Below are 19,628 nucleotides of genomic sequence, written 5' to 3' on the forward strand. Positions count from 1 at the left end.
GACCGCCGCATGTTCCAGACTTTCGAGCAGAGCGCATCCCCCGAGCAGGGCCCGCCGCGGCTGGCGGCGCTGCGCAGCGAACTGGCGCGCGAAGGGCTCAGCGGCTTTCTGGTGCCGCGCGCCGATGCCCATCAGGGCGAATATGTCGCGCCGCATGACGACCGGCTGGCCTGGCTCACCGGCTTCACAGGATCGGCGGGCTATTGCGCGGCGCTGCTGGAGAAGGCCGGTGTCTTTGTCGACGGGCGCTACCGCGTGCAGGTCAAGGCGCAGGTCGCAGCGGAATTCACCCCGGTGGACTGGCCCGAGGTCGGCCTCGCGGAATGGATCGCCGAGGCGCTGCCCGAGGGGGGCACCGTCGGGATCGATCCGTGGCTCTTCTCGGTCGATCAGATGCGCGCGCTGGAGCGCGGTCTGGGCGCAGTGACCCTGCGCCGCTGCGACAACCTCGTGGACCGGGTCTGGGCCGACCAGCCCGAGCCGCCCATGGGTGCGGTCTTTGCCCAGCCCGTCGATCTGGCGGGCGAGGCGCATGAGGACAAGATCGCCCGGCTCGCGGCAGGTCTCGGCAAGGCAGCGGCCTGCGTGATCACCCTGCCCGACAGTCTGGCGTGGCTGCTCAACATCCGCGGCTCGGACGTGGCGCGCAACCCGGTGCCGCATGGCTTTGCGATCCTGCACGCGGGCGGGCGCGTGACGCTCTTCATGGCAGCGCAGAAGCTTGGCGGGCTGGGCGATCACTTCGGCCCCAAGGTGGCGGTGCAGGACCCCGAAGCCTTTGCCGATGCGCTGGCGGCGCTGGAAGGCCCGGTGCAGATCGACCCGGCCAGCTGCCCGGTTGCGGTGCAGGATGCGCTCGAGGGCCGCGAGATCATCGAGGCCGCCGATCCCTGCCTGCTGCCCAAGGCGCGCAAGAATGCCGCTGAACTGCAGGGCGCGCGCGAGGCGCATCTGCGCGACGGCGCGGCCATGGTGCGTTTCCTGCATTGGGTCGACAGCCAGACCCCCGGGCAGTTTACCGAGATCGACGCGGTCAAAGCGCTCGAAGAGGAACGCCGCGCCACCAACGCGCTGCGTGACATCTCCTTCGAGACCATCTCGGGTGCCGGGCCCAATGGCGCCATCGTGCACTACCGGGTCACCGAAGAGACCAACCGCACCGTCGAGGCGGGCCAGCTGCTGCTGATCGACAGCGGCGGGCAATATGTGGACGGCACCACCGACATCACCCGCACCATGGCCATTGGCACCGTGGGCGACGAGGAACGCGCCGCCTTCACTCGCGTGCTCAAGGGGATGATCGGCCTGTCGCGGCTGCGCTTCCCGAAGGGGCTGGCCGGGCGGGACATCGACGCTCTGGCGCGGGTGCACCTGTGGGAAGCGGGGCTCGACTATGGCCATGGCACCGGGCACGGTGTCGGCTCGTACCTGTCGGTGCACGAAGGGCCGCAGCGCATCGCGCGCACCGGCACCGTGCCGCTGGAGCCGGGGATGATCCTTTCCAACGAGCCGGGCTTCTATCGGGAAGGAAGTTATGGTATCCGCATCGAGAACCTCATCGCGGTGGAACCCGCATCCCCCCTTCCTGGCCAGAGCGTGGCCTCTATGCTGCGCTTCGAAACGCTGACTTGGGTGCCGATCGACCGGCATCTGATCGAGACGGGATTGCTGACCGCCGCGGAACACGATTGGCTCAACGCCTATCACACCGAGGTTTTCGAACGCATCGCTCCGCTTGTCACAGGCGCCGTGCGGGACTGGCTCGAAGCGGCCTGCGCGCCGCTTTGACACAGGACTGTCGCACTGGCGTTGGTATATGATGGGCGGATAACGGGAGAGACATGATGTTGAAACAGATTGCCGTGCGCCCGGCCACGGGCACTTGGGTCATTCGCGCTGGGGGCGCCGTTCTCGGCGAGAGCAGCCGCGCGCTCGAACTGACCGAGGGCGACAAGCCCCAGACCATCTACTTCCCGCGCGAGGATGTGGCCATGGCCTTCCTCGAGCCCAGCGAATACCGCAGCACCAGCGCCGCCCTTGGCGACGCCGAGCACTACCATATCGCCTCGAAGAGCCGCAGCTACGACAATGCGGTGTTTTCCTACACCGATCCCAAACCGGAAGCCTCGCAGATCAAGGGCTATCTCGCCTTCGATCTGCAGGACGGTGTGGCTGTCGAACAGGTCTGAGCTAGGCTCTGGACCGGCGGGCATCGCGCTGGCTCGAAAAGCCCCGCCCCCAAAAGCCCTGACCCGAAAAGCCCTACCCTGAAAACATGAGAGCCGGTCCCCTTGGGGCCGGCTTTTTCGGTATGCGCCCTGCCCCTGAAAGGCGCATCACGCCCCGCGCAGATTGTCCCGCAGCCGGCTCACCTGATCGCGCAGCGCCAAAAGCTCGTCGACGCTCATGCCCGACTGCTCGGAGATGCAGCCCGCGATATGCGCGGTGCGCGCCTCCATCGCCGCGCCCTGCTCGGTGAGGCTGATGCGCACCTGCCGTTCGTCCCTTTCGTCGCGGCGGCGACTGACCAACCCCATCCCCTCGAGCCGCTTCAGCAGCGGTGTCAGAGTGCTCGATTCCAATTGCAGCTGCCGCGACAGCAGGCCCACGGTCGGCGCCTCCTCGGCGGCCCAGAGCGCACTCATCACCAGAAACTGCGGGTAGGTCAGCCCAAGCTTTTCCAAATGCGGACGATACGCCTGCTGCAGCGCATGCACGGCGGAATAGAGCGAGAAACAGACCATGTCTTGGGGGGCGAGTGTCATGCTCAAGATATAAATCGCGCGCGATCCTTTCTCAAGCGATTGACTTATCCCACGCGGCGCATATCTATCGTGCACGATATAATCGCTCACAAAGGATTCTCCCATGGCACTCGACATCAAGTATCGCACGCAGGCGCAGGCATCGGGCAATGGCCGCGACGGCATCACCAAGCTGACCTCGGGCCTGCTGACCGTGACGATGAACGCGCCCAAGGAACTCGGCGGCGCCGGCAAGGGCCACAACCCCGAAGAGCTGTTTGCCATGGGCTATGCCGCCTGTTTCCTCAGCGCGATGCGCTTTGTCGCGCAGACCGAAAAGCTGGGCACCGTGCCCGCCGAGGCGACGGTGGACGCCGAAGTGGCCATCGGTGCCAAGGAGAGCGGCGGCTTCGAGCTGGTGGTGAAACTGATCGCCAAGATGCCGGGGCTGGAGCGTGAGACCGCCGAGACGATCCTCAAGCGCGCGCATGAGGTCTGCCCCTATTCCGACGCCACGCGCGGCAATATCGAGGTAACGCTCGAACTGGCGTGATGCGCTGACGTGCAAAGCCCCCGGCCACCGCGTGCGGGCCGGGGCAAAGGCCTCAGCTGTGCTCTTCCGCCGCGGTTGCGGCCAAAGCGCGGTTGTAGGCCTTCAGCGCGTCGACATGGAACAGCGCGCCCTGCAGCACCGGCGCGTCGTCGGGGCCCTTGCGGGTCACCACCGGCAGATAGGCCACGCCGGATTTGTCGAAGAGCGGCAGCGCCGCCTCCAGCGTCGCCTGCGCGTTGAGGAAAAGCCCCTGCTCGATCATCCGCAGGCAGGCTTCCTCATCCGCCGCGCCCTCGTCATTGGGTTTGCGCATCACCCCCTGCACCCGGAACATCGCCAGCAGATAGGCCTGCGGCCCGGCGGCAAGATGCACGTTGCGCCGCTCAAGCTGCGACAGGAAAAAGCTGCGATGCACGAGGCGCGAGGCCAGCGCGGTCGACATCGACACAGAGATCATCACCGCCAGCCCGGTCTGCCAGTCGCCGGTCAGTTCGAACACGATCAGCGTGGTCGAGATCGGCGCGCCCAGCACTGCCGCCGCCACCGCCCCCATGCCCGCCAGCGCATAGAGCGTGAAGACAGAGCTTTGCTCGGGGAACAGCCCGGTGGCCACATGCGCAAAGGCCAGCCCGGTCAGCGCCCCCAGCATCAGCGAGGGTGAGAACACCCCGCCACCCATGCGCCCGGCCATGGTGATCGAGACCGCCGCCACTTTCACCGCCGCGAAGATCATCGCCTGACTGAGCGTGAGTTGCCCCGACAGCGCGCGCGATGTGGTTTCATAACCGACGCCGATGATATGCGGGTAGAAGATCGCGATCGCCCCCAGCATCAGCCCCGCCACCGCCGGACGCAGCCAATGCGGCAGGCCGAGGCGCTTCTGGATCGCCGTGCCCACGCCATCAGACCAGAACAGCGCCTTGATCATCAGCACCGCCACCAGCCCACAGACGAGGCCCATCAGGAAGAAGGCGGGCAGTTCGAGGTAGAATTGCACCGTAGTGGTGCCGGGCAGCACGAACTCGGTCACATCGCCAAAATAGAGGCGGTTGATCACCGTGCCCGCGGCGCTGGCCACCACGATCGGGGCAAAGGCGTGCAGAGCGAAATGGCGAAGCACCACCTCAAGCCCGAAAAGCGCCCCGGCGATGGGCGCGTTGAAACTGGCCGAGACCGCCGCCGCCACCGCGCAGCCCAGAAGGTCGCGCCCGGTGATGCCGTCGACGCGCAAGAGGTTCGACACCCAAGAGGCGATCATCGCGGCGATATGCACCACCGGCCCCTCGCGGCCCGTCGAGCCGCCGGTCGAGAGGGTGATCCACGAACAGAGCGCCGAGGCGATGCCCGCCTTCTTCTCGACCCGCCCATCGTTGAGCGCCGCGCCCTCGATCACGTCAGAGACGCTGCGCACCCGCCCGTCGGGGGTGAACTTCTGCAAAATCAGCCCGACCAATGCGCCGCCGACCACCGGCACCAGCAGCACATAGATCCACGGCAGGCTTTGCGCGAAACTATGCAGCAGGTTGACGTCCTCGGTACCGTAGACGAAGGCCTGCAGCCGCTGGATCGCGAGGCGAAAGAGCAGCGCGGCAAAGCCTGCGGCGGCGCCGACGAACAGAGCGATGATCCAAAAGGTGATCTGACCCGGCCCCTTGTGCCGCAGCGTATCCCACCCCCGGTTGCACAGCGCGCGTGTCTCGCGCCACTGCATGGCTAGCTGGCTCAGCATCGCTCGGTTCCGTCCTCGTTCTGCCCGTCCGTCCCAGAGCCCCGCCGCCGCGGCGCGCATCGCTGCGCCGTTCACGCCCATGTGTAGCATGGCTTTCGCAGCCCGCCCGGCGCGGATAAGGTCGCCCCGACTTTCCACGGAGGTTCTCTATGCCCGTCGCCGAAGCCCTGGAGGCTCTTGATCACTTCCTAGGCGAACGATTCACCCGCTCCAAGTCCGAACTGGACCTGCACGGCCGATCCGAGTCCTATTTCCCCCTGACGCCGCCCGATGGCGTCGCTTACCCCGAAACCGCCGAAGAGGTGCAGCGCATCGTGCAGATCTGCGCCGAGCACGGCTGCCCGGTGATCGGCTGGGGTGCCGGCACCTCGCTCGAGGGCCACGGACAGGCGGTGAAAGGCGGCGTCACCGTCGACTTCAGCCGCATGAACAAAGTGCTGGAGATCCGGCCCGCCGACATGGATGTGACCATTCAGCCCGGCGTCACCCGCGAGGCGCTGAACGAGGAACTGCGCGCCACCGGCCTGTTCTTTCCGGTCGATCCCGGCGCCAATGCCTCGCTTGGCGGCATGGCGATGACCCGCGCCTCGGGCACCACCACCGTGCGCTACGGCTCCATGCGCGACAACGTGCTGGGGCTGAAGGCGGTGCTGGCCGACGGCCGGATGATCGAGACCGGCACCCGCGCCCGCAAATCCGCCGCCGGGTTCGACCTGACGGCGCTCTTCGTCGGCTCGGAGGGCACGCTGGGGCTGGTCACCGAGCTTACCTTGCGGCTGCACGGCATCCCCGAGGCGGTCTCGGCGGGCATCTGCGCCTTTGACGACATGGGCAGCGCCGTCACCACGGTGATGGAGACCATCCAGATGGGCATCCCCATGGCGCGCATCGAGTTCGTCGATGCCGCCACCGCCCGCGCTTTCTCGGAATACTCCGGCATGGAGATGGCCGAGAGCCCGCACCTGCTGGTCGAGTTCAACGGCTCGCCCGAAAGCGTGAAGCAGGACGCCGAGCGCTTTGCCGAGATCGTCGCCGACAATGGCGGCAGCCCGTTCGAATGGTCTGCCCGCGAAGAAGAGCGCCGCGCGCTCTGGGCGCTGCGCCACAACGGCTATTACGCCATCCTCGCTTCGCGCAAAGGCGCGCGCGCGGTGGTGACCGACATCTGCGTGCCGATCTCGGAGCTTGCGCAGGCGGTGGAAGAAACCCAGGCCGACATCGCCGCCAGCGGCATCCCCGGACCGATCCTCGGCCATGTGGGCGACGGCAACTTCCACGCGGTGCTGCTCATCGACCCCGACAGCCCCGAGGAGCTGAAGACCGCCAAGGCACTGTCGCACCGCATGGCCGAACGGGCGCTGCGGCTCGGCGGCACCTGCACCGGCGAACATGGCGTGGGCCTTGGCAAAATGGCCTATATGGAGGCCGAACACGGGGCCGGCTGGCAGGTGATGGGGCAGATCAAGCGCGCGCTCGATCCGCAGAACATCATGAACCCCGGCAAGCTTGTGCCGCAGGACTGACCTTGATGGCCGGGGCGTCGCGCTGTCCCGGCCATTGCTGCGGTGGCGGGCGCAGATGCGTATTTGTAGGAACAATGAATTGGCACGTGCGGGCTTTCATTGTTCCCCTAAATACGCCCGCCGGAGGCGCTCTCAATCGCGCCAGAAACGGGCGGTGAAGAGCACGAAGACAGCCATGATCTCCAGCCGCCCCACCAGCATGGCAAAAACCAGCAGCCATTTGGCGGTGTCGTTGAGCGTGGCGAAATTGCCCGCCGGGCCGATGATGTCGCCCAGACCCGGGCCGACATTGGCCAGCGCCGTGGCCGCGCCCGACACCGAGGTCACGAAGTCGAGCCCGGTGAAGCCGAGCGCCACCGACAGCACCCCGAGCGAGACCACGAAGAAGACGAAATAGGCCATCACCGAGCTCAGCACCTCGTCGCTGACCGGGCGGCCCTCAAAGCGCGGTGTAAAGACGCCATGCGGCGCGCGGATGCGCTTGAGCTGCACCCGGATCGAGGCGAAGAGCAGCTGGTAGCGGAAGATTTTCACCGAGCAGGCGGTCGAGCCCGCGCAGCCGCCGATCAGCCCGATGAAGAAGAAGAGCGTGATCAGGAAGGCGCCCCAACCCATATAGTCCACCGAGGCGTAGCCGGTGCCGGAGATGATCGAGGTGATGTTGAACAGCGACTCGCGGATCGCCTGTTCGGGGTGATGCGGGAATTTGATCACCAGCGTCACGCTCATCACCAGCACCAGCGTGAAGATCGTGGCGAAGAAGGCCCGCACCTGACTGTCGCGCCAAAGCGCGCGCTGGTTGCCGTTGAGCATCTGCACATAGCGCACGAAGGGCAGCGCGGCGGCGACCATGAAGAAGGCGGCGACATATTCCGCCGGGCCCGAGAACGTACCGAAAGACGCGTCGTAATTGGCAAACCCGCCGGTCGAGAGCGTGGTGAGCGCATGCACCGTGGCGTCGAAGGCGTCCATGCCGCAGACCATATAGGCCGCCGTGCAGGCCAGCGTCATGCCCACATAGATGGTCGAGATCGACGAAGCGATCTCGGTGGCGCGGGGCAGGATTTTGCCCATGGTCTCGAAGGCCTCGGAGCGGAAGATCTGCATCCCGCCGACCCGCAGTTCGGGCAGGAACACCATGGCGACGACGATGATCCCCACCCCGCCCAGCCATTGCAGCATGCCGCGCCACAGCAAGATGCCCTTGGGCAGATCATCGAGCCCGATGAACACCGTCGAGCCGGTGGTGGTGACTCCCGACATGGCCTCGAACACCGCATCCACCAGCCGCGCCTCGGTGGCGCCCAGCATGAAGGGGATGCCACCAAAGACCGGCAGCACCACCCATGCGCCGACGGTCAGCAAGAAGGTCTGTTGCAGCGTCAGCCCCTGCCGCCCGGCATTGGCGCAGGCCAGCGCGATCAGCCCGCCGATCAGCATGGTCAGCAGCGCGCTTTCAAGAAAGACATGCCACTCGCCGCGCGCCTCGGCGATATCCACCAGAAGCGGTACGAGCATGCAGGCACCAAGCGTCGTGACGAGCAGGCCGAGAACATAGGCAACGGGGCGGATGTCGAACATGGCCAGAGCCTTCGCCCGGCGCTGTCCCCCTGTCAAGCGCCCCCGTCAGGTGCCGCGCTCAGGCAAGGATCAGTCGCCGAAAAGGTCACGGAAGACATGTGGCAAGATCTGCTCGCGGGTGAGCCCCAACTCAGCCAGCCGGTCATCGCTCTGGCTTTCCAGCACGATGATCTCGCGCAGCCGCGCACGGGCCAACCCGGCGGCGTTCACCCCCAGCCCAAGCTGGGTGAAATAGCTGTCGATCCGCGCGCGCAGCGAGCCGCGCCCCATGCCGATCATCACGTTTTCCGCTGTAGTGCTCGTGGTCATGCCAAGACCTCCGGTGGGTTGCGTTGCCCTCCACCTTCAAGATGGTCCGGCAGCCATGCCCCGTCACCTCTGCACCGGCAGAAATTGCTGCATTGCAGCAAAATGCCGCCGGAGTGACCGGCGGCATGAAGCTGTTGCTCAGGAAAGCGGCAGCGGCGGAGCCATGGGCGGCGCCTGTCCCTGCCCCTCCTTAGCCCTGATGGATCAGGCTCGGGAAGAGCGTCGGATCGAGGCTGGCCTGCGCAAAGGTCGGCCCTTCGGTCAGCAGCGCCACCGCGTCATGCGAGTGCAGGCTTTCCTGATGGCTGGCAAGCACGCGGTAGTCGCCGATGCGCGGATCGGCCTGCAGCGCCTCGGCAAAGAGCCGCGCCGCGTCTTCGACGAAGATCGGATTGGCGGCGTTGAGCTCGGCGAAGGCCTGCTCGTCCTCGCGCTTGACCATGACCTGCGTCTCGGTCGGCACGGCAGAGCGGCAGAGCCCCACGAGGTCTTCGAACCACATCCAGTCTTCTTCGTCGGTCAGCACCGCCGACACGCGCGCCACCGAGCGCTGCGAGTGCGGCGTGGCAAGCTGGCCACGGAACTGGCGCGCATGCTCGGACAACTCCAGCGAGCACGGGCAGGTCGAGCTGTAGACATAATCGAGGTGCACGACGCGCTGGCGCACACCGTCATTCTCGATCAGTTCCAGCGCGATGTCGTAATACTGATAGCCCGACAGACCCGAGCGCAGGCTTTCGACCCGCATCGGGAAGCGGAAGCGCATCTGGATGCGCGCGTCGAAGCTTTCGAGGTCGGACTTATAGTCATCCAGCGCCGCTTCGATCACGCCAAAGCTGAAGGTCTTTTCAGCATGGGTGTAGAAGCTGCGCATGATGCGCGACATGTTGATGCCTTTTTTGTCGGCCTCGAGGCTGACCGTGCCGGTCACCGAGGTCTCGACGGTCAGCGGCGCACCTTCCTTGGTGCGATAGCTGATCGGAAGGCGGAAATTCGAGATGCCCACATGCTGAATGCGGCGGTTCTCACCACGGATCAGCGACGACGGGCCATTCTGCAGGTCGGGCAGCGAGTCTTTGTACGAAGGCTCGACGGTGAACCCTTCGGGATACTGGCGCGAAAAGATAGGGTAGTCCTGTCCGGCCCCAAGAAGCTTCAGCAGCGCAGGGTCGAGATCGGTGATCTCGTTATCGGCAGCGGTTTCGGTCCATTTGCGCAGGACCGCGAGCGCGGCCTCCGCTTCGTCACGGTTCGGGTCACGGTCTACAACCGGGGAATACACATTCATTGCCTGCCCTCCGAGGCGGGGTTCTTTCCACTTACTTAAGGTGTTTTACCGAAATATCCACCACTTACGATACCTATACGAGCATACCTATCCGTATGGATCATCTCTTGCGGGCAAAAATGTGGCCGGGCAATCTTTATTTTGCCCGGCCACAAAATCTTCACGATTCATCAAGCGCTTGTTGAATATCAGCAACAAGGTCCTCGGTGGCCTCGATTCCCACCGAAAGGCGGATCAGCCCGTCACCGATGCCCAGACCGGCGCGCTGCTCGGGGCTGAGACGCTGGTGCGTGGTGGTCGCCGGGTGGGTCGCAATGGACTTGGCATCGCCAAGATTGTTCGAGATCAGGATCACCTTAAGCGCGTTGCAGAAGCGGAAGGCCGCCTCTTTCCCGCCTTCGATCTCGAAGGCCACCATCGTGCCCCCTGCCCCAAGCTGCCGCTGCGCCAGTTCATGCTGCGGATGGCTCTCGAGCCCCGGATAGCTGACGCGCGTCACCTTGGGATGGGGGATCACCGCCTTGGCGATCGCCTCGGCAGACGCGGTCTGCGCGCGCACCCGCAGGTCGATCGTCTCCAGCCCCTTGAGCATGACCCAAGCGGTGAACGGGCTCATCGAGCCGCCGGTGTGCTTCATGTAGGGTTCGATCACGCCGCGGATGATCTCACGCGAGCCGAGGATCACACCGCCCAGCGTGCGGCCCTGCCCGTCGATGTGCTTGGTCGCCGAATAGACCACCACGTCGGCGCCCTGCTCGATGGCGCGGCTGTAGACCGGGGTCGAAAAGACGTTGTCGACCACAACCTTGGCGCCCTTGGCATGGGCCAGCTTGGCGACGGCCTCGACGTCCACCAGCTCCAGCGTCGGGTTCGACATGCTCTCGAAGAACACCAGTTCGGCACCGGGCTCGAGCGCCTCTTCCCATTGCGCCAGATCGGCCCCGTCGACAAAGACCACTTCGACGCCGAAGCGGGTCAGAATGGTTTCGAGCACGTAGAGGCAGGATCCGAACAGAGCGCGCGCGGCGACCACGCGGTCACCGGCCTTGAGCATGGCGGTCAGCGCGCCCGAGACAGCAGCCATGCCGGAGGCGGTGGCAAAGGCGTCTTCGGCGCCTTCGAGCAGCGCGATACGCTCTTCGAACATGGCGACGGTCGGGTTGCCGTAGCGGGCGTAGATATATTCATCCGCCTCGGTCTTGATAAAGCGCGCCTCGGCCTGCTCGGCGCTGTCATAGGCAAAGCCCTGCGTGAGGAAGATCGCCTCGCTGAGCTCCCCCCACTGGCTACGCTTGGTGCCGCCGTGCACCAGTTCGGTGCGCGATGCCTTCTTGAAATCTGCCATGATCTTCCACCTTTCTGTGTCCGGGCTAACCCTCTGCGCCGGAAATGAAAAAGCCCCATTCGCGGTCAAGCGAAAGGGGCTCTCTCGTCCGACCTTTTAGCGGCATGTTTTACGTGGCCCGCAATCCGTCAACAAATCGCCACGGGGCTGAAATACGCCGCCGCCGCGCCTCGGTCAAGCGCGCAGCAGCCGCGCCCCCCGGGCGCAAGTCCAATCGCGGCGGCAAATTGTCCGGCACCGGCACATGCCGCCACCCCCGCTTGTCATCCGCCGCGATCCCGTCTCATCATGGCGGCGCGAAGCAAGCCACGGGACGGACATGGAAAGCACGCTCTTTCAGGCCTCGATCTACCTCGCAGCTGCGGTCATCGCGGTGCCCATCGCCGCACGGCTGGGGCTGGGGTCGGTGCTGGGCTATCTGCTGGCCGGGATCGTCATCGGGCCGGTGCTGCACCTCGTCTCGCACACCGACGATCTGCGCCATTATGCCGAGTTCGGCGTGGTGATGATGCTGTTCATCATCGGGCTGGAACTGGAGCCCCGCGCGCTGTGGGACATGCGACACCGGCTGATCGGGCTCGGAGGGTTGCAAATCCTGCTGACGCTTGGGGCGGTGACCGGGCTGACCATGGCCTTTGGCCTCGACTGGCGCCCGGCGGTGGCCGCGGGGATGATCTTTGCGCTCTCCTCCACCGCCATCGTGCTGCAGACCCTCTCGGAGAAGGGGCTGATGCAGACCAACGGCGGGCGCGGCGCCTTTTCGGTGCTGCTGACGCAAGACATCGCGGTGATCCCCATGCTGGTGCTGCTGCCGCTGCTCAGCGGCCCACTCATCGCCCTAGGCTCCGGCACCGAGATCACCGACGACGCAGGCCACGGCGGGCACGGCATGTCGCTGGTCGAAGGCCTGCCCGGCTGGGGCGTGGCGCTGGTCACGCTGGGGGCCATCGCGCTGATCATCCTCGCCGGGGTCTACGGCGCGCGCCCGCTGTTTCGCTACATCAACGCCGCGCGGCTGCCCGAGATGTTCACCGCCGTGGCGCTGCTCATCGTCGTCGGCATCGCCTTCCTGATGGGGCTGGTGGGCCTCTCGCCCGCGCTCGGAACCTTCCTTGCCGGTGTCGTGCTGGCCAACTCGGAGTTCCGCCACCAGCTCGAGGCCGACATCGAGCCCTTCAAGGGGCTGCTGCTGGGGCTTTTCTTCATCACCGTGGGCGCCGGGATCGATTTCGCCGACTTCCTGCGCGAGCCCCTGCTGCTGCTTGGCGCCACCGCCGCGCTGATCCTCGTCAAGGGCGCGATCCTGCATGTGCTGGGCGGGCTCTTTCACCTCAAGGGCCGCGACCGGATGCTGTTCACCCTGTCGCTGGCGCAGGCGGGCGAGTTTGGCTTTGTGCTGATCTCTTTCGCGCTGCAGCAAAACGTTCTGACCGAGGAACTGGGCCAGCGCATGCTGATGGTGGTGGCGCTGTCGATGCTGATCACCCCGGCGCTCTTCATCCTCTATGACACGCTCTCGGCCAAGCTGGTCGAGAAAGCCGAACCGCGCGCCGACGACCGGATCGACAGTCAGGGGCCGATCATCATCGCCGGGATCGGGCGCTTCGGGCAGATCGTCAATCGCCTCGTGCAGAACTCCGGCTTCCAGACCGTGGTCATCGACCACGACATGCAGACCATCGAGTTGATGCGCAATTTCGGCATGAAGGGCTTCTTCGGCGATCCCACCCGGCCCGAGCTGCTGCATGCGGCGGGCATCGGCAAGGCCAAGGTGCTGGTCGCCGCACTTGACGATCCCAAGGCCACGACCAAGCTGGTGCGCTTTGCCAAACGCATCCGCCCCGACCTTTTCGTCATCGCCCGCGCCCGCGACCGCACCCATGTCTACGAGCTTTATCAGGCGGGCGCCGACAAGATGGTGCGCGAGATGTTCGACAGCTCGCTGCGGGCCGGACGCTACGTGCTCGAAGAGGCCGGGCTGACCGAATATGAGGCCGCCGCCGCCGAACAGACGTTCTACCGCCACGACCGCGAGACCATGCGCGAGCTTGCCGAGCTTTGGGACCCCGGCACCCATCCCGCCGAGAACCCGGCCTACATCAAGCGCTCGCAGGAACTGGAGAAGGACCTCGAAACCGCGCTCTTTGCCGCGCTCGAGGCGCAACGGCGCGAGTCGGCCTGACAGGACGGGTTTGGCAGCAGAGTGCCGGTCCGAATCGGGCTGCGGGCGTCGCTGCACCGCAGCATTATTTGTCGCGCTCCCGACTTATGGAGCAATAAAATAAGGGATTTACGGTATCCCACTGCATGCCGCGCCTGCAAAATCGGACAGCACAAGCTCGGATTTGCCCAAAATTCATGCAGAATGCGGCCAGTTCTCCACAGATCGCGGGAATGTGTGCGCAATGCGCCCTTTCGTCGCTGTCGCTGCCAAACCTGTCATGTATGCGGAGGCCGCCGGAGGTGGACCAAGACCCGCGCAAGAGGCGCCGGCCACGTCCCGCCCTCCGTCCGACAGACGCGAAATGCCTCGATCATGACACAGACTTCCAAGCCTCCCAAAATCGTCATCGTCGGCGCCGGCACTGCCGGGCTGAACCTCGCCACCCGCCTCAGCCATAAGTTCGGCCGACACGGCAAGGCCGAGATCACGCTGGTGGACGAGAACCTCTCGCATATGTGGAAACCCTCGCTGCACGAATTCGCAGCCGGTACCAAAGGGTTCGACGAAGAGATCAGCCTGCTCGAGCATTCGCATCGCAATGATTACAGCTTCCGCCTGGGACGGTTCACCGGCATCGACCGCGAGAAAAAGCTGGTGCACCTGCAGGCGGTGAACGACCCGGCCAATCGCCCGCTCGCGCCCAAGCGCGCCCTGCCCTATGATATCCTCGTGCTGGCCATCGGCAGCCGCTCGAACGACTTCGGCACGCCGGGTGTGGCCGAGAACTGCATGATGCTGGACACGCCCGCGCAGGCCAAACGCCTGCAGGCGGAACTGCTCAACCTCTTCCTGCGCTTCCAGACCGGCGCGCTCTGCACGCGGAACGACAAGCTGGAGCTGACCATCATCGGCGCGGGCGCCACCGGCGTGGAACTGGCCGCAGAGCTGCGCGAGGCCGCCGGTCAGTTCGCCCGCAACGGCATCCACAAGGTGCGCCGCCCCGACGCGGTGACCATCCGCGTGCTGGAAGCCGCGCCGCGCGTGCTGGGCGCGCTGCCCGAGAATATCTCGATGAAGGTCGAGCGGCACCTGCGCGAGTTGCACATCGACGTGCACTGCGGTGCGAAAGTGGCGCGGATCGAGCCAGGTTCGGTGCATCTGGCAGATGGCACGGAATTCACCTCGAACCTGACCGTCTGGGCCGCCGGTGTGCGCGCCCCCGAGGTGATCGGCCAGCTCGAAGGCTTCGAGACCGGCAGCCTTGGCCGCCTCAAGGTGCGCCCCACCCTGCAGACGCTGGCCGACGATCAGATTTACGCTCTGGGCGACTGCGCCGATTGCCCGTGGCCCGCCAAGGAGACCTCGCTGCCGCCGCGCGCGCAGGTCGCCACGCAGCAAGCCGAGTTCATGGAGCGCCAGATCGCCGCACAGCTGGCTGGCAAGCCGCTCAAGCCCTTCTCCTATGCCGACCACGGCTCGCTGGTGGCGATCTCCAACGAGGGCGCTGTGGGCTCGCTGATGGGCAAGGCGATCGGCACGATCACCATCGAGGGCTGGCTCGCCCGCCGCGCCTATCGCTCGCTGCACTTCCTGCACCGCAAGTCGGTTCTGGGCACATGGCGCGCCACGCTGAGCTCGCTGATCGGCGGCGCGTCCAAGCGCATCCGCCCGAAGCTGAAGCTGCACTGAGCCGCGCCAAAGCCTGGCAAAGCAAAAGGGCCGTCCCCGCGGGGACGGCCCTTTTAATTTTGAGAGAATGCGCCCTATCAGGCGGCGCGCAGCCCCAGCACTTCGTCGACCTGACGGGCGGCGGCCACTTCGTCGCCACCGCTGACAGCCGCGACTTCGCGGGTCAGGCGCTCGAGCGCGGCTTCATAGAGCTGACGCTCGGAGTAGCTCTGCTCGCGCTGATCGTCGGCGCGGTGCAGGTCGCGCACCACTTCAGCGATGGCGATCAGGTCACCCGAGTTGATCTTCTGTTCGTATTCCTGAGCCCGGCGGGACCACATGGCACGTTTCACCTTGGCCTTGCCCTTCAGGGTCTTCATGGCCTGGCTCACCACGTCGGGGGAGGACAGCGAACGCATGCCGATTTCGGTGGCCTTATGGGTGGGCACCCGCAGGGTCATCTTGTCCTTTTCGAAGGAGATCACAAACAGTTCCAGCTTGAGGCCGGCGATTTCCTGCTCTTCGATCGACATGATCTGGCCCACACCATGGGCGGGGTAGACCACGTAGTCGTTCGGGCGGAATTCGTTCTTCTTGGTCTTGGTCATCCAACAGCGTCCTTAGCAGCAAAACCTTGTGCACACGCGACAGAAAGACGGACGGGATGCGGAGCATTCCGTTCGCCTGGTGTTAACGCGTTTCGCTTAACCCCCCGGGTGCAGATCGGCCCGGTCGTATGTGCATGGTTTCAACATGAGTGGCGCAGAATATAGCACAAAACGAACGTCTTTCCTAGGAGCGCCCGCGCCGGAAAGAACTATTTCTGTACCAATATGTTACGGGGAAAAACACGCCCCCGTGTGCGGGTTCCGGCGCGGCAGGCACGAATCGCGCCCCGCGCCGGTCGTCATGCGTCTCGGTCAGTCGCCCTCGCCCGGCGCTTCCGAGAAATACTTGGTCATCTTGTCCGCCTCGCCGTCGCGCTCTTCGGCTTCGGGCAGCGGGTCTTTCTTGGTGATGATCACCGGCCAGAGTTCCGCGTACTTGCGGTTGAACTCCACCCATTTCTCCATGTCCGGCTCGGTGTCCGGACGGATCGCATCGGCGGGGCATTCCGGCTCGCAGACGCCGCAGTCGATGCATTCGTCGGGGTGAATGACCAGCGTATTCTCACCCTCGTAGAAACAGTCCACCGGGCAGACTTCCACGCAGTCGGTGTATTTGCAGGCGATACAATTTTCGGTGACGACGTAGGTCATTGCTGTCTCTCAAAGGCTGATGGGCGCTTAGCTAGACCAGCACAGCGGATCATTCAAGCGTCCGGCCGCGATCAAGATCGAGTTTCCTGCGGTCACGCTTGGTGGGACGAGAATTGCCTTCGAGGCGCTGCACCGGTGGAACGTCGTCCTTCGATTTCGGCTGCGGCGGATCGAGGTCCTCGTAGAGTTGCTGCGCTTCGGGGGCCGGACCGCGCCGTTCGCCAAGCGCCAGCACCTTGATCACCCGCACCTGCCGCGCCTGAGAGAAGGTCAGCACATCCCCCGGCCCGACGTTGAAGGCCGGTTTCGATACGTTGGTTCCATTCACGCGAAGACCCGCCCCGATGGCCTTGGCCGACAGGCTCCGCGTCTTGAAGAAGCGGGCCTGCCAGAGCCATTTGTCGAGGCGGATCTTCTGGAGTTGTTCGGTCACTGGGTCAGTGTCCCGAGGGGCTCAGGACTTGTCCTTGTTGAAGCCCATGAGCGCGGCCGCGAAGGGGTTGTCCGGGTCGATCCGGTCCTTCTTCTCGGGGCGCGACTCGAAGGTCTTCGGCCCTTTCGGACCACCCTTGGCACCACCGCGGGGACCGCCCTTGCCGCGCGGCTTGCCGCCGCCCTTGGGGCCACCCTTGCCGCGCGCCTGACGACCGCCTTCACGGCCACCCTCGCGGGCACCGGCGTCACGGCCACCCTGACGGCCACCGCGGTTGCGGTTGCCACCCCAGGTGAAGGTGTAGAACGCCTCGATCTCGGGGCCCGCCAGCGCCGCGTCGGGGCTCTCGCCCGGCAGCACTTCGGTCTCCGAGGCCTCGGGGATGTGGTCGTCCACCTCGGTCGCGTCCGGCGTCTCGGCGATGGGGGCAACGCCCTCGTCGTCGATGCTCTCGGTGCCGGTCACCACATCCGCGGGCGCGGGCTCGGCAGCCGGATCGGCCATTGCGGCGGGGGTCGCCTCTTCTTCGCGCGCGGCGTCGAACACCGGCTCGTCCTCACCGGGCGTGCCGGTCGGATCGGAGCTTTCGGTCAGCACCTTGTCGGCGGCACGCACCTTGGTGCGCTCGCCCTTTTCGGCGCGGTAGCCGAGACCTTCCATCAGGTCGGCGAACTGCTCCAGCGTCATACCGGTGATCGACAGCATGTCGGCCTTGGCCTCAAAGCCACCGCGGCTGTCTTCGCTGCGCAGCATGTCGGCCAGACGCTCGAGCATGTCGATGCGGATGGCGCGCTCGCCCGCGGGGCGATAGCCGGACAGCGAGTAATGCACCATCGGCACATCGCGCATGTTGGGCACGGTCACCAGACCCGGCGGCGGTGCCTCGGGGAAGGTGTCGAGATCGTTCGACAGCGACCACAGCACCAGACGCAGGCGCGTCGGCGCGGGCTTCAGCAGCAGCGGCATGAAGATCGTGTACTGACCGAAACGCACGCCATGCTTGCGCAGCGCGCCACGGGCGTCCTGATCCAGCTGCTTGACCTCATCGGCCACCTGGCTGCGGGGGATGATGCCCATCGCCTCGATCAGGCGGAAGCCGAAGCCGCGCGCCAGACCGGTCAGAGCCTCGTCGTTCTGCAGGTTCAGCAGCGGCTCGAAGAGCGCGGCGATCTTGCGATCGATGAAATGCTGCAGACGGCGTTCGACCTTCTGCGCCACATCGGGGCCAGCCTCGTCATCGACGAAAACGGCAACGCGCGGCTTCAGCGGGTCATCGCCCTTCACCAGCTTGCCAACCGCCTGCTCGCCCCACATCAGACCACCCTGTTCGGTGAAGTCGATCTCGGTATCGGGAGCGTTATAGAAGCGATCCGCCCGCAGGTGGAAATGCGGCGCCAGCGCCTGCAGCGACGCTGTCTTCAGCGTCTTGGCTTCCTGGCCCGTCGCGCCGGCATCCTGCCGGAACCGGAACCCCTCGAGCCGACCGACGAATTCGCCTTCGACGGTCACTTCTCCGTTGTCGTTCACCTCGGCCAAGAGGGCCTCCTTCTGCTTCAACCGCCGCAAGAGCACTGATGTGCGGCGGTCAACAAATCTTTGCGTCAGACGCGCGTGCAGCGCATCGGACAGTGCGTCTTCTACCGCGCGGGTCGCCTCGCGCCAATGGCTTTCGTCATCCACCCAACCTTTGCGTTGCGCCACGTAAGTCCATGTGCGGATGAACGCCAGCCGTTTCGACAACGCATCGATATCTCCATCGGTTCGATCAATGCGTTTCACCTGCCGCGCCATGAAATCGCGCGGGATACTCCCACGCTCGTGCAGATGCTGGTAGATCACCTGCAGCATGGACGCGTGTTCATTATGACTGATGCCGCGGAAATCGGGAATACGGCAGACATCCCACAGCAGTTTTACCGAGGCCGGGTCGGACGCGCGGGCGCGGACCTCCGCCTGCGAATTGAGCGTTTTCAGCGACATCAGATCGTCAGCCTCGCGCGCCTTGACCAGATTCTGGTCCGGCGGCGCCTGCTCGAGCGAGTCGATCAGCGCCTCGGGCGAGCCGAATTTCAGCGCCGAATTCCGCCAGTTGAGCTTTTTCAGCGGGGTGAACCGGTGGCTGGTGATCGCCTCCACCCACTCTTCGTCGATCTGCCCCGCGTCGCCGGTGGTGCCAAACGAGCCGTCGCGCATCCCCCGCCCCGCACGGCCCGCGATCTGCGCCAACTCGTTCGGTTGCAACTCGCGCATGCGGCGCCCGTCGAACTTGCGCAGCGAGGAAAACGCCACGTGATCGACATCAAGGTTGAGCCCCATGCCAATGGCATCGGTGGCCACGAGGTAATCCACATCGCCGTTCTGATAGAGATCGACCTGCGCGTTGCGGGTGCGCGGGCTGAGCGCCCCCATCACCACCGCCGCCCCGCCCTTGGTGCGGCGCAGAAGCTCGGCGATGGCATAGACGTTGTCCACCGAGAAGCCGACGATGGCGCTGCGCGGCGGCATGCGGGAGATCTTGCGCGAGCCCGAATAGAACAGCTGGCTCATGCGGTCGCGGCGCATGAACTCCACGCCCTTCACCAGCTGCGAGATCGGCCCGCGCATGGTGTCCGAGCCCAGAAACAGCGTCTCATTGAGCCCGCGCATGCGCAGCAGCCGGTCGGTGAAAACATGGCCGCGCTCGGGATCGGCGCAAAGCTGGATCTCGTCGATGGCGACAAAATCGCAGCCCATGCCCTCGGGCATCGCCTCGACCGTGCAAATCCAATACTGCGCCCGCGGCGGCACGATGCGTTCTTCGCCGGTGACCAGCGCCGCGACAGAGGGACCGCGTGCGGCGACCACCTTGTCATAGACCTCGCGCGCCAAAAGACGCAGCGGCAGGCCGATCATACCGGACCTGTGCGCCAGCATCCGTTCGATGGCGTAATGGGTTTTGCCTGTGTTGGTCGGGCCGAGGACGGCCGCGATCCGCGCGCGTTGGGCCATGGGAGGGGGCCTTGTCTTTCGTCTTCAGCGAACCTCGGGTCCGC

The 19,628-nt window shown here is 65.4% G+C and carries 16 protein-coding genes and 1 riboswitch; of the genes, 6 read left to right on the forward strand and 10 right to left on the reverse strand.

From position 1 onward, the window contains the following. Window positions 1-9: 9 nt before the first annotated feature. Window positions 10-1,788, forward strand: a complete 1,779-nt coding sequence (locus G0A00_RS17200) for an aminopeptidase P family protein (protein ID WP_164183935.1) — start codon at window positions 10-12, stop codon at window positions 1,786-1,788. A 56-nt stretch (window positions 1,789-1,844) separates the two neighbouring features. Continuing rightward, the gene (locus G0A00_RS17205; protein WP_203595418.1) at window positions 1,845-2,189 is read left to right on the forward strand and encodes a DUF427 domain-containing protein; all 345 of its coding nucleotides are present in this window, start codon (window positions 1,845-1,847) and stop codon (window positions 2,187-2,189) included. A gap of 147 nt (window positions 2,190-2,336) precedes the next feature. Here G0A00_RS17205 and G0A00_RS17210 read toward each other — a convergent pair whose 3' ends face one another. After that, window positions 2,337-2,765: a MarR family winged helix-turn-helix transcriptional regulator gene (locus tag G0A00_RS17210; protein WP_164183968.1), complete on the reverse strand. Its 429-nt coding sequence runs from the start codon at window positions 2,763-2,765 to the stop codon at window positions 2,337-2,339. A 103-nt stretch (window positions 2,766-2,868) separates the two neighbouring features. Between G0A00_RS17210 and G0A00_RS17215 the strand changes: the two genes are divergently transcribed. Further along, a complete protein-coding gene (locus tag G0A00_RS17215) occupies window positions 2,869-3,297 on the forward strand; it encodes an organic hydroperoxide resistance protein (protein WP_164183933.1) in 429 nt (142 codons plus the stop codon). A gap of 52 nt (window positions 3,298-3,349) precedes the next feature. Here G0A00_RS17215 and G0A00_RS17220 read toward each other — a convergent pair whose 3' ends face one another. Beyond that, window positions 3,350-5,008 carry a chloride channel protein gene (locus G0A00_RS17220; RefSeq protein ID WP_235953215.1) on the reverse strand — a complete coding sequence of 553 codons (1,659 nt, stop codon included), beginning with the start codon at window positions 5,006-5,008 and terminating at the stop codon, window positions 3,350-3,352. 167 nt (window positions 5,009-5,175) lie between these two features. On the opposite strand from G0A00_RS17220, the gene G0A00_RS17225 reads away from it, so the two are divergent. Further along, window positions 5,176-6,549 carry an FAD-binding oxidoreductase gene (locus G0A00_RS17225; protein WP_164183929.1) on the forward strand — a complete coding sequence of 458 codons (1,374 nt, stop codon included), beginning with the start codon at window positions 5,176-5,178 and terminating at the stop codon, window positions 6,547-6,549. Between the two features lie 132 nt (window positions 6,550-6,681). Here the strand turns inward: G0A00_RS17225 and G0A00_RS17230 are convergent, their stop codons facing one another. The 4 genes from G0A00_RS17230 to metZ all read right to left on the reverse strand — a co-directional run bounded on the left by G0A00_RS17230 (window position 6,682) and on the right by metZ (window position 11,072). Continuing rightward, window positions 6,682-8,130, reverse strand: a complete 1,449-nt coding sequence (locus G0A00_RS17230) for a TrkH family potassium uptake protein (RefSeq protein ID WP_164183927.1) — start codon at window positions 8,128-8,130, stop codon at window positions 6,682-6,684. Between the two features lie 69 nt (window positions 8,131-8,199). Beyond that, window positions 8,200-8,439, reverse strand: a complete 240-nt coding sequence (locus G0A00_RS17235; RefSeq protein ID WP_164183925.1) for a hypothetical protein — start codon at window positions 8,437-8,439, stop codon at window positions 8,200-8,202. A gap of 190 nt (window positions 8,440-8,629) precedes the next feature. After that, the gene (folE2, locus tag G0A00_RS17240; protein WP_164183923.1) at window positions 8,630-9,727 is read right to left on the reverse strand and encodes a GTP cyclohydrolase FolE2; all 1,098 of its coding nucleotides are present in this window, start codon (window positions 9,725-9,727) and stop codon (window positions 8,630-8,632) included. A 160-nt stretch (window positions 9,728-9,887) separates the two neighbouring features. After that, window positions 9,888-11,072, reverse strand: coding sequence for an O-succinylhomoserine sulfhydrylase (gene metZ / locus G0A00_RS17245; RefSeq protein WP_164183921.1), 1,185 nt, complete (start codon window positions 11,070-11,072; stop codon window positions 9,888-9,890). A 76-nt stretch (window positions 11,073-11,148) separates the two neighbouring features. Continuing rightward, window positions 11,149-11,225, reverse strand: a riboswitch (SAM riboswitch). A gap of 166 nt (window positions 11,226-11,391) precedes the next feature. On the opposite strand from metZ, the gene G0A00_RS17250 reads away from it, so the two are divergent. After that, window positions 11,392-13,254: a monovalent cation:proton antiporter-2 (CPA2) family protein gene (locus G0A00_RS17250; RefSeq protein WP_164183919.1), complete on the forward strand. Its 1,863-nt coding sequence runs from the start codon at window positions 11,392-11,394 to the stop codon at window positions 13,252-13,254. Between the two features lie 354 nt (window positions 13,255-13,608). Next, window positions 13,609-14,925: an NAD(P)/FAD-dependent oxidoreductase gene (locus G0A00_RS17255; protein WP_164183917.1), complete on the forward strand. Its 1,317-nt coding sequence runs from the start codon at window positions 13,609-13,611 to the stop codon at window positions 14,923-14,925. 77 nt (window positions 14,926-15,002) lie between these two features. Here G0A00_RS17255 and G0A00_RS17260 read toward each other — a convergent pair whose 3' ends face one another. From G0A00_RS17260 to G0A00_RS17275, 4 genes are all read right to left on the reverse strand, one after another. Then, on the reverse strand, window positions 15,003-15,512 hold the full coding sequence (locus G0A00_RS17260) for a CarD family transcriptional regulator (protein WP_066105780.1): 510 nt from the start codon (window positions 15,510-15,512) through the stop codon (window positions 15,003-15,005). Window positions 15,513-15,824: 312 nt separating this feature from the next. Further along, a complete protein-coding gene (gene fdxA / locus G0A00_RS17265; RefSeq protein WP_092430094.1) occupies window positions 15,825-16,163 on the reverse strand; it encodes a ferredoxin FdxA in 339 nt (112 codons plus the stop codon). A 49-nt stretch (window positions 16,164-16,212) separates the two neighbouring features. After that, window positions 16,213-16,596: an RNA-binding S4 domain-containing protein gene (locus G0A00_RS17270; RefSeq protein WP_066105775.1), complete on the reverse strand. Its 384-nt coding sequence runs from the start codon at window positions 16,594-16,596 to the stop codon at window positions 16,213-16,215. Window positions 16,597-16,617: 21 nt separating this feature from the next. Continuing rightward, a complete protein-coding gene (locus tag G0A00_RS17275) occupies window positions 16,618-19,584 on the reverse strand; it encodes a helicase-related protein (protein WP_164183915.1) in 2,967 nt (988 codons plus the stop codon). Window positions 19,585-19,628: the final 44 nt, after the last annotated feature.

The organism is Salipiger sp. PrR002 (genome assembly GCF_010500775.1).
Taxonomy (GTDB): domain Bacteria; phylum Pseudomonadota; class Alphaproteobacteria; order Rhodobacterales; family Rhodobacteraceae; genus Salipiger.

Coding starts and splice junctions, on each gene's coding strand:
- G0A00_RS17200 (WP_164183935.1), top strand. CDS start 10: ATGTTCCAGACTTTCGAGCAGAGCGCATCCCCCGAGCAGGGCCCGCCG.
- G0A00_RS17205 (WP_203595418.1), top strand. CDS start 1,845: ATGTTGAAACAGATTGCCGTGCGCCCGGCCACGGGCACTTGGGTCATT.
- G0A00_RS17210 (WP_164183968.1), bottom strand. CDS start 2,765: ATGACACTCGCCCCCCAAGACATGGTCTGTTTCTCGCTCTATTCCGCC.
- G0A00_RS17215 (WP_164183933.1), top strand. CDS start 2,869: ATGGCACTCGACATCAAGTATCGCACGCAGGCGCAGGCATCGGGCAAT.
- G0A00_RS17220 (WP_235953215.1), bottom strand. CDS start 5,008: ATGCAGTGGCGCGAGACACGCGCGCTGTGCAACCGGGGGTGGGATACG.
- G0A00_RS17225 (WP_164183929.1), top strand. CDS start 5,176: ATGCCCGTCGCCGAAGCCCTGGAGGCTCTTGATCACTTCCTAGGCGAA.
- G0A00_RS17230 (WP_164183927.1), bottom strand. CDS start 8,130: ATGTTCGACATCCGCCCCGTTGCCTATGTTCTCGGCCTGCTCGTCACG.
- G0A00_RS17235 (WP_164183925.1), bottom strand. CDS start 8,439: ATGACCACGAGCACTACAGCGGAAAACGTGATGATCGGCATGGGGCGC.
- folE2 (WP_164183923.1), bottom strand. CDS start 9,727: ATGAATGTGTATTCCCCGGTTGTAGACCGTGACCCGAACCGTGACGAA.
- metZ (WP_164183921.1), bottom strand. CDS start 11,072: ATGGCAGATTTCAAGAAGGCATCGCGCACCGAACTGGTGCACGGCGGC.
- G0A00_RS17250 (WP_164183919.1), top strand. CDS start 11,392: ATGGAAAGCACGCTCTTTCAGGCCTCGATCTACCTCGCAGCTGCGGTC.
- G0A00_RS17255 (WP_164183917.1), top strand. CDS start 13,609: ATGACACAGACTTCCAAGCCTCCCAAAATCGTCATCGTCGGCGCCGGC.
- G0A00_RS17260 (WP_066105780.1), bottom strand. CDS start 15,512: ATGACCAAGACCAAGAAGAACGAATTCCGCCCGAACGACTACGTGGTC.
- fdxA (WP_092430094.1), bottom strand. CDS start 16,163: ATGACCTACGTCGTCACCGAAAATTGTATCGCCTGCAAATACACCGAC.
- G0A00_RS17275 (WP_164183915.1), bottom strand. CDS start 19,584: ATGGCCCAACGCGCGCGGATCGCGGCCGTCCTCGGCCCGACCAACACA.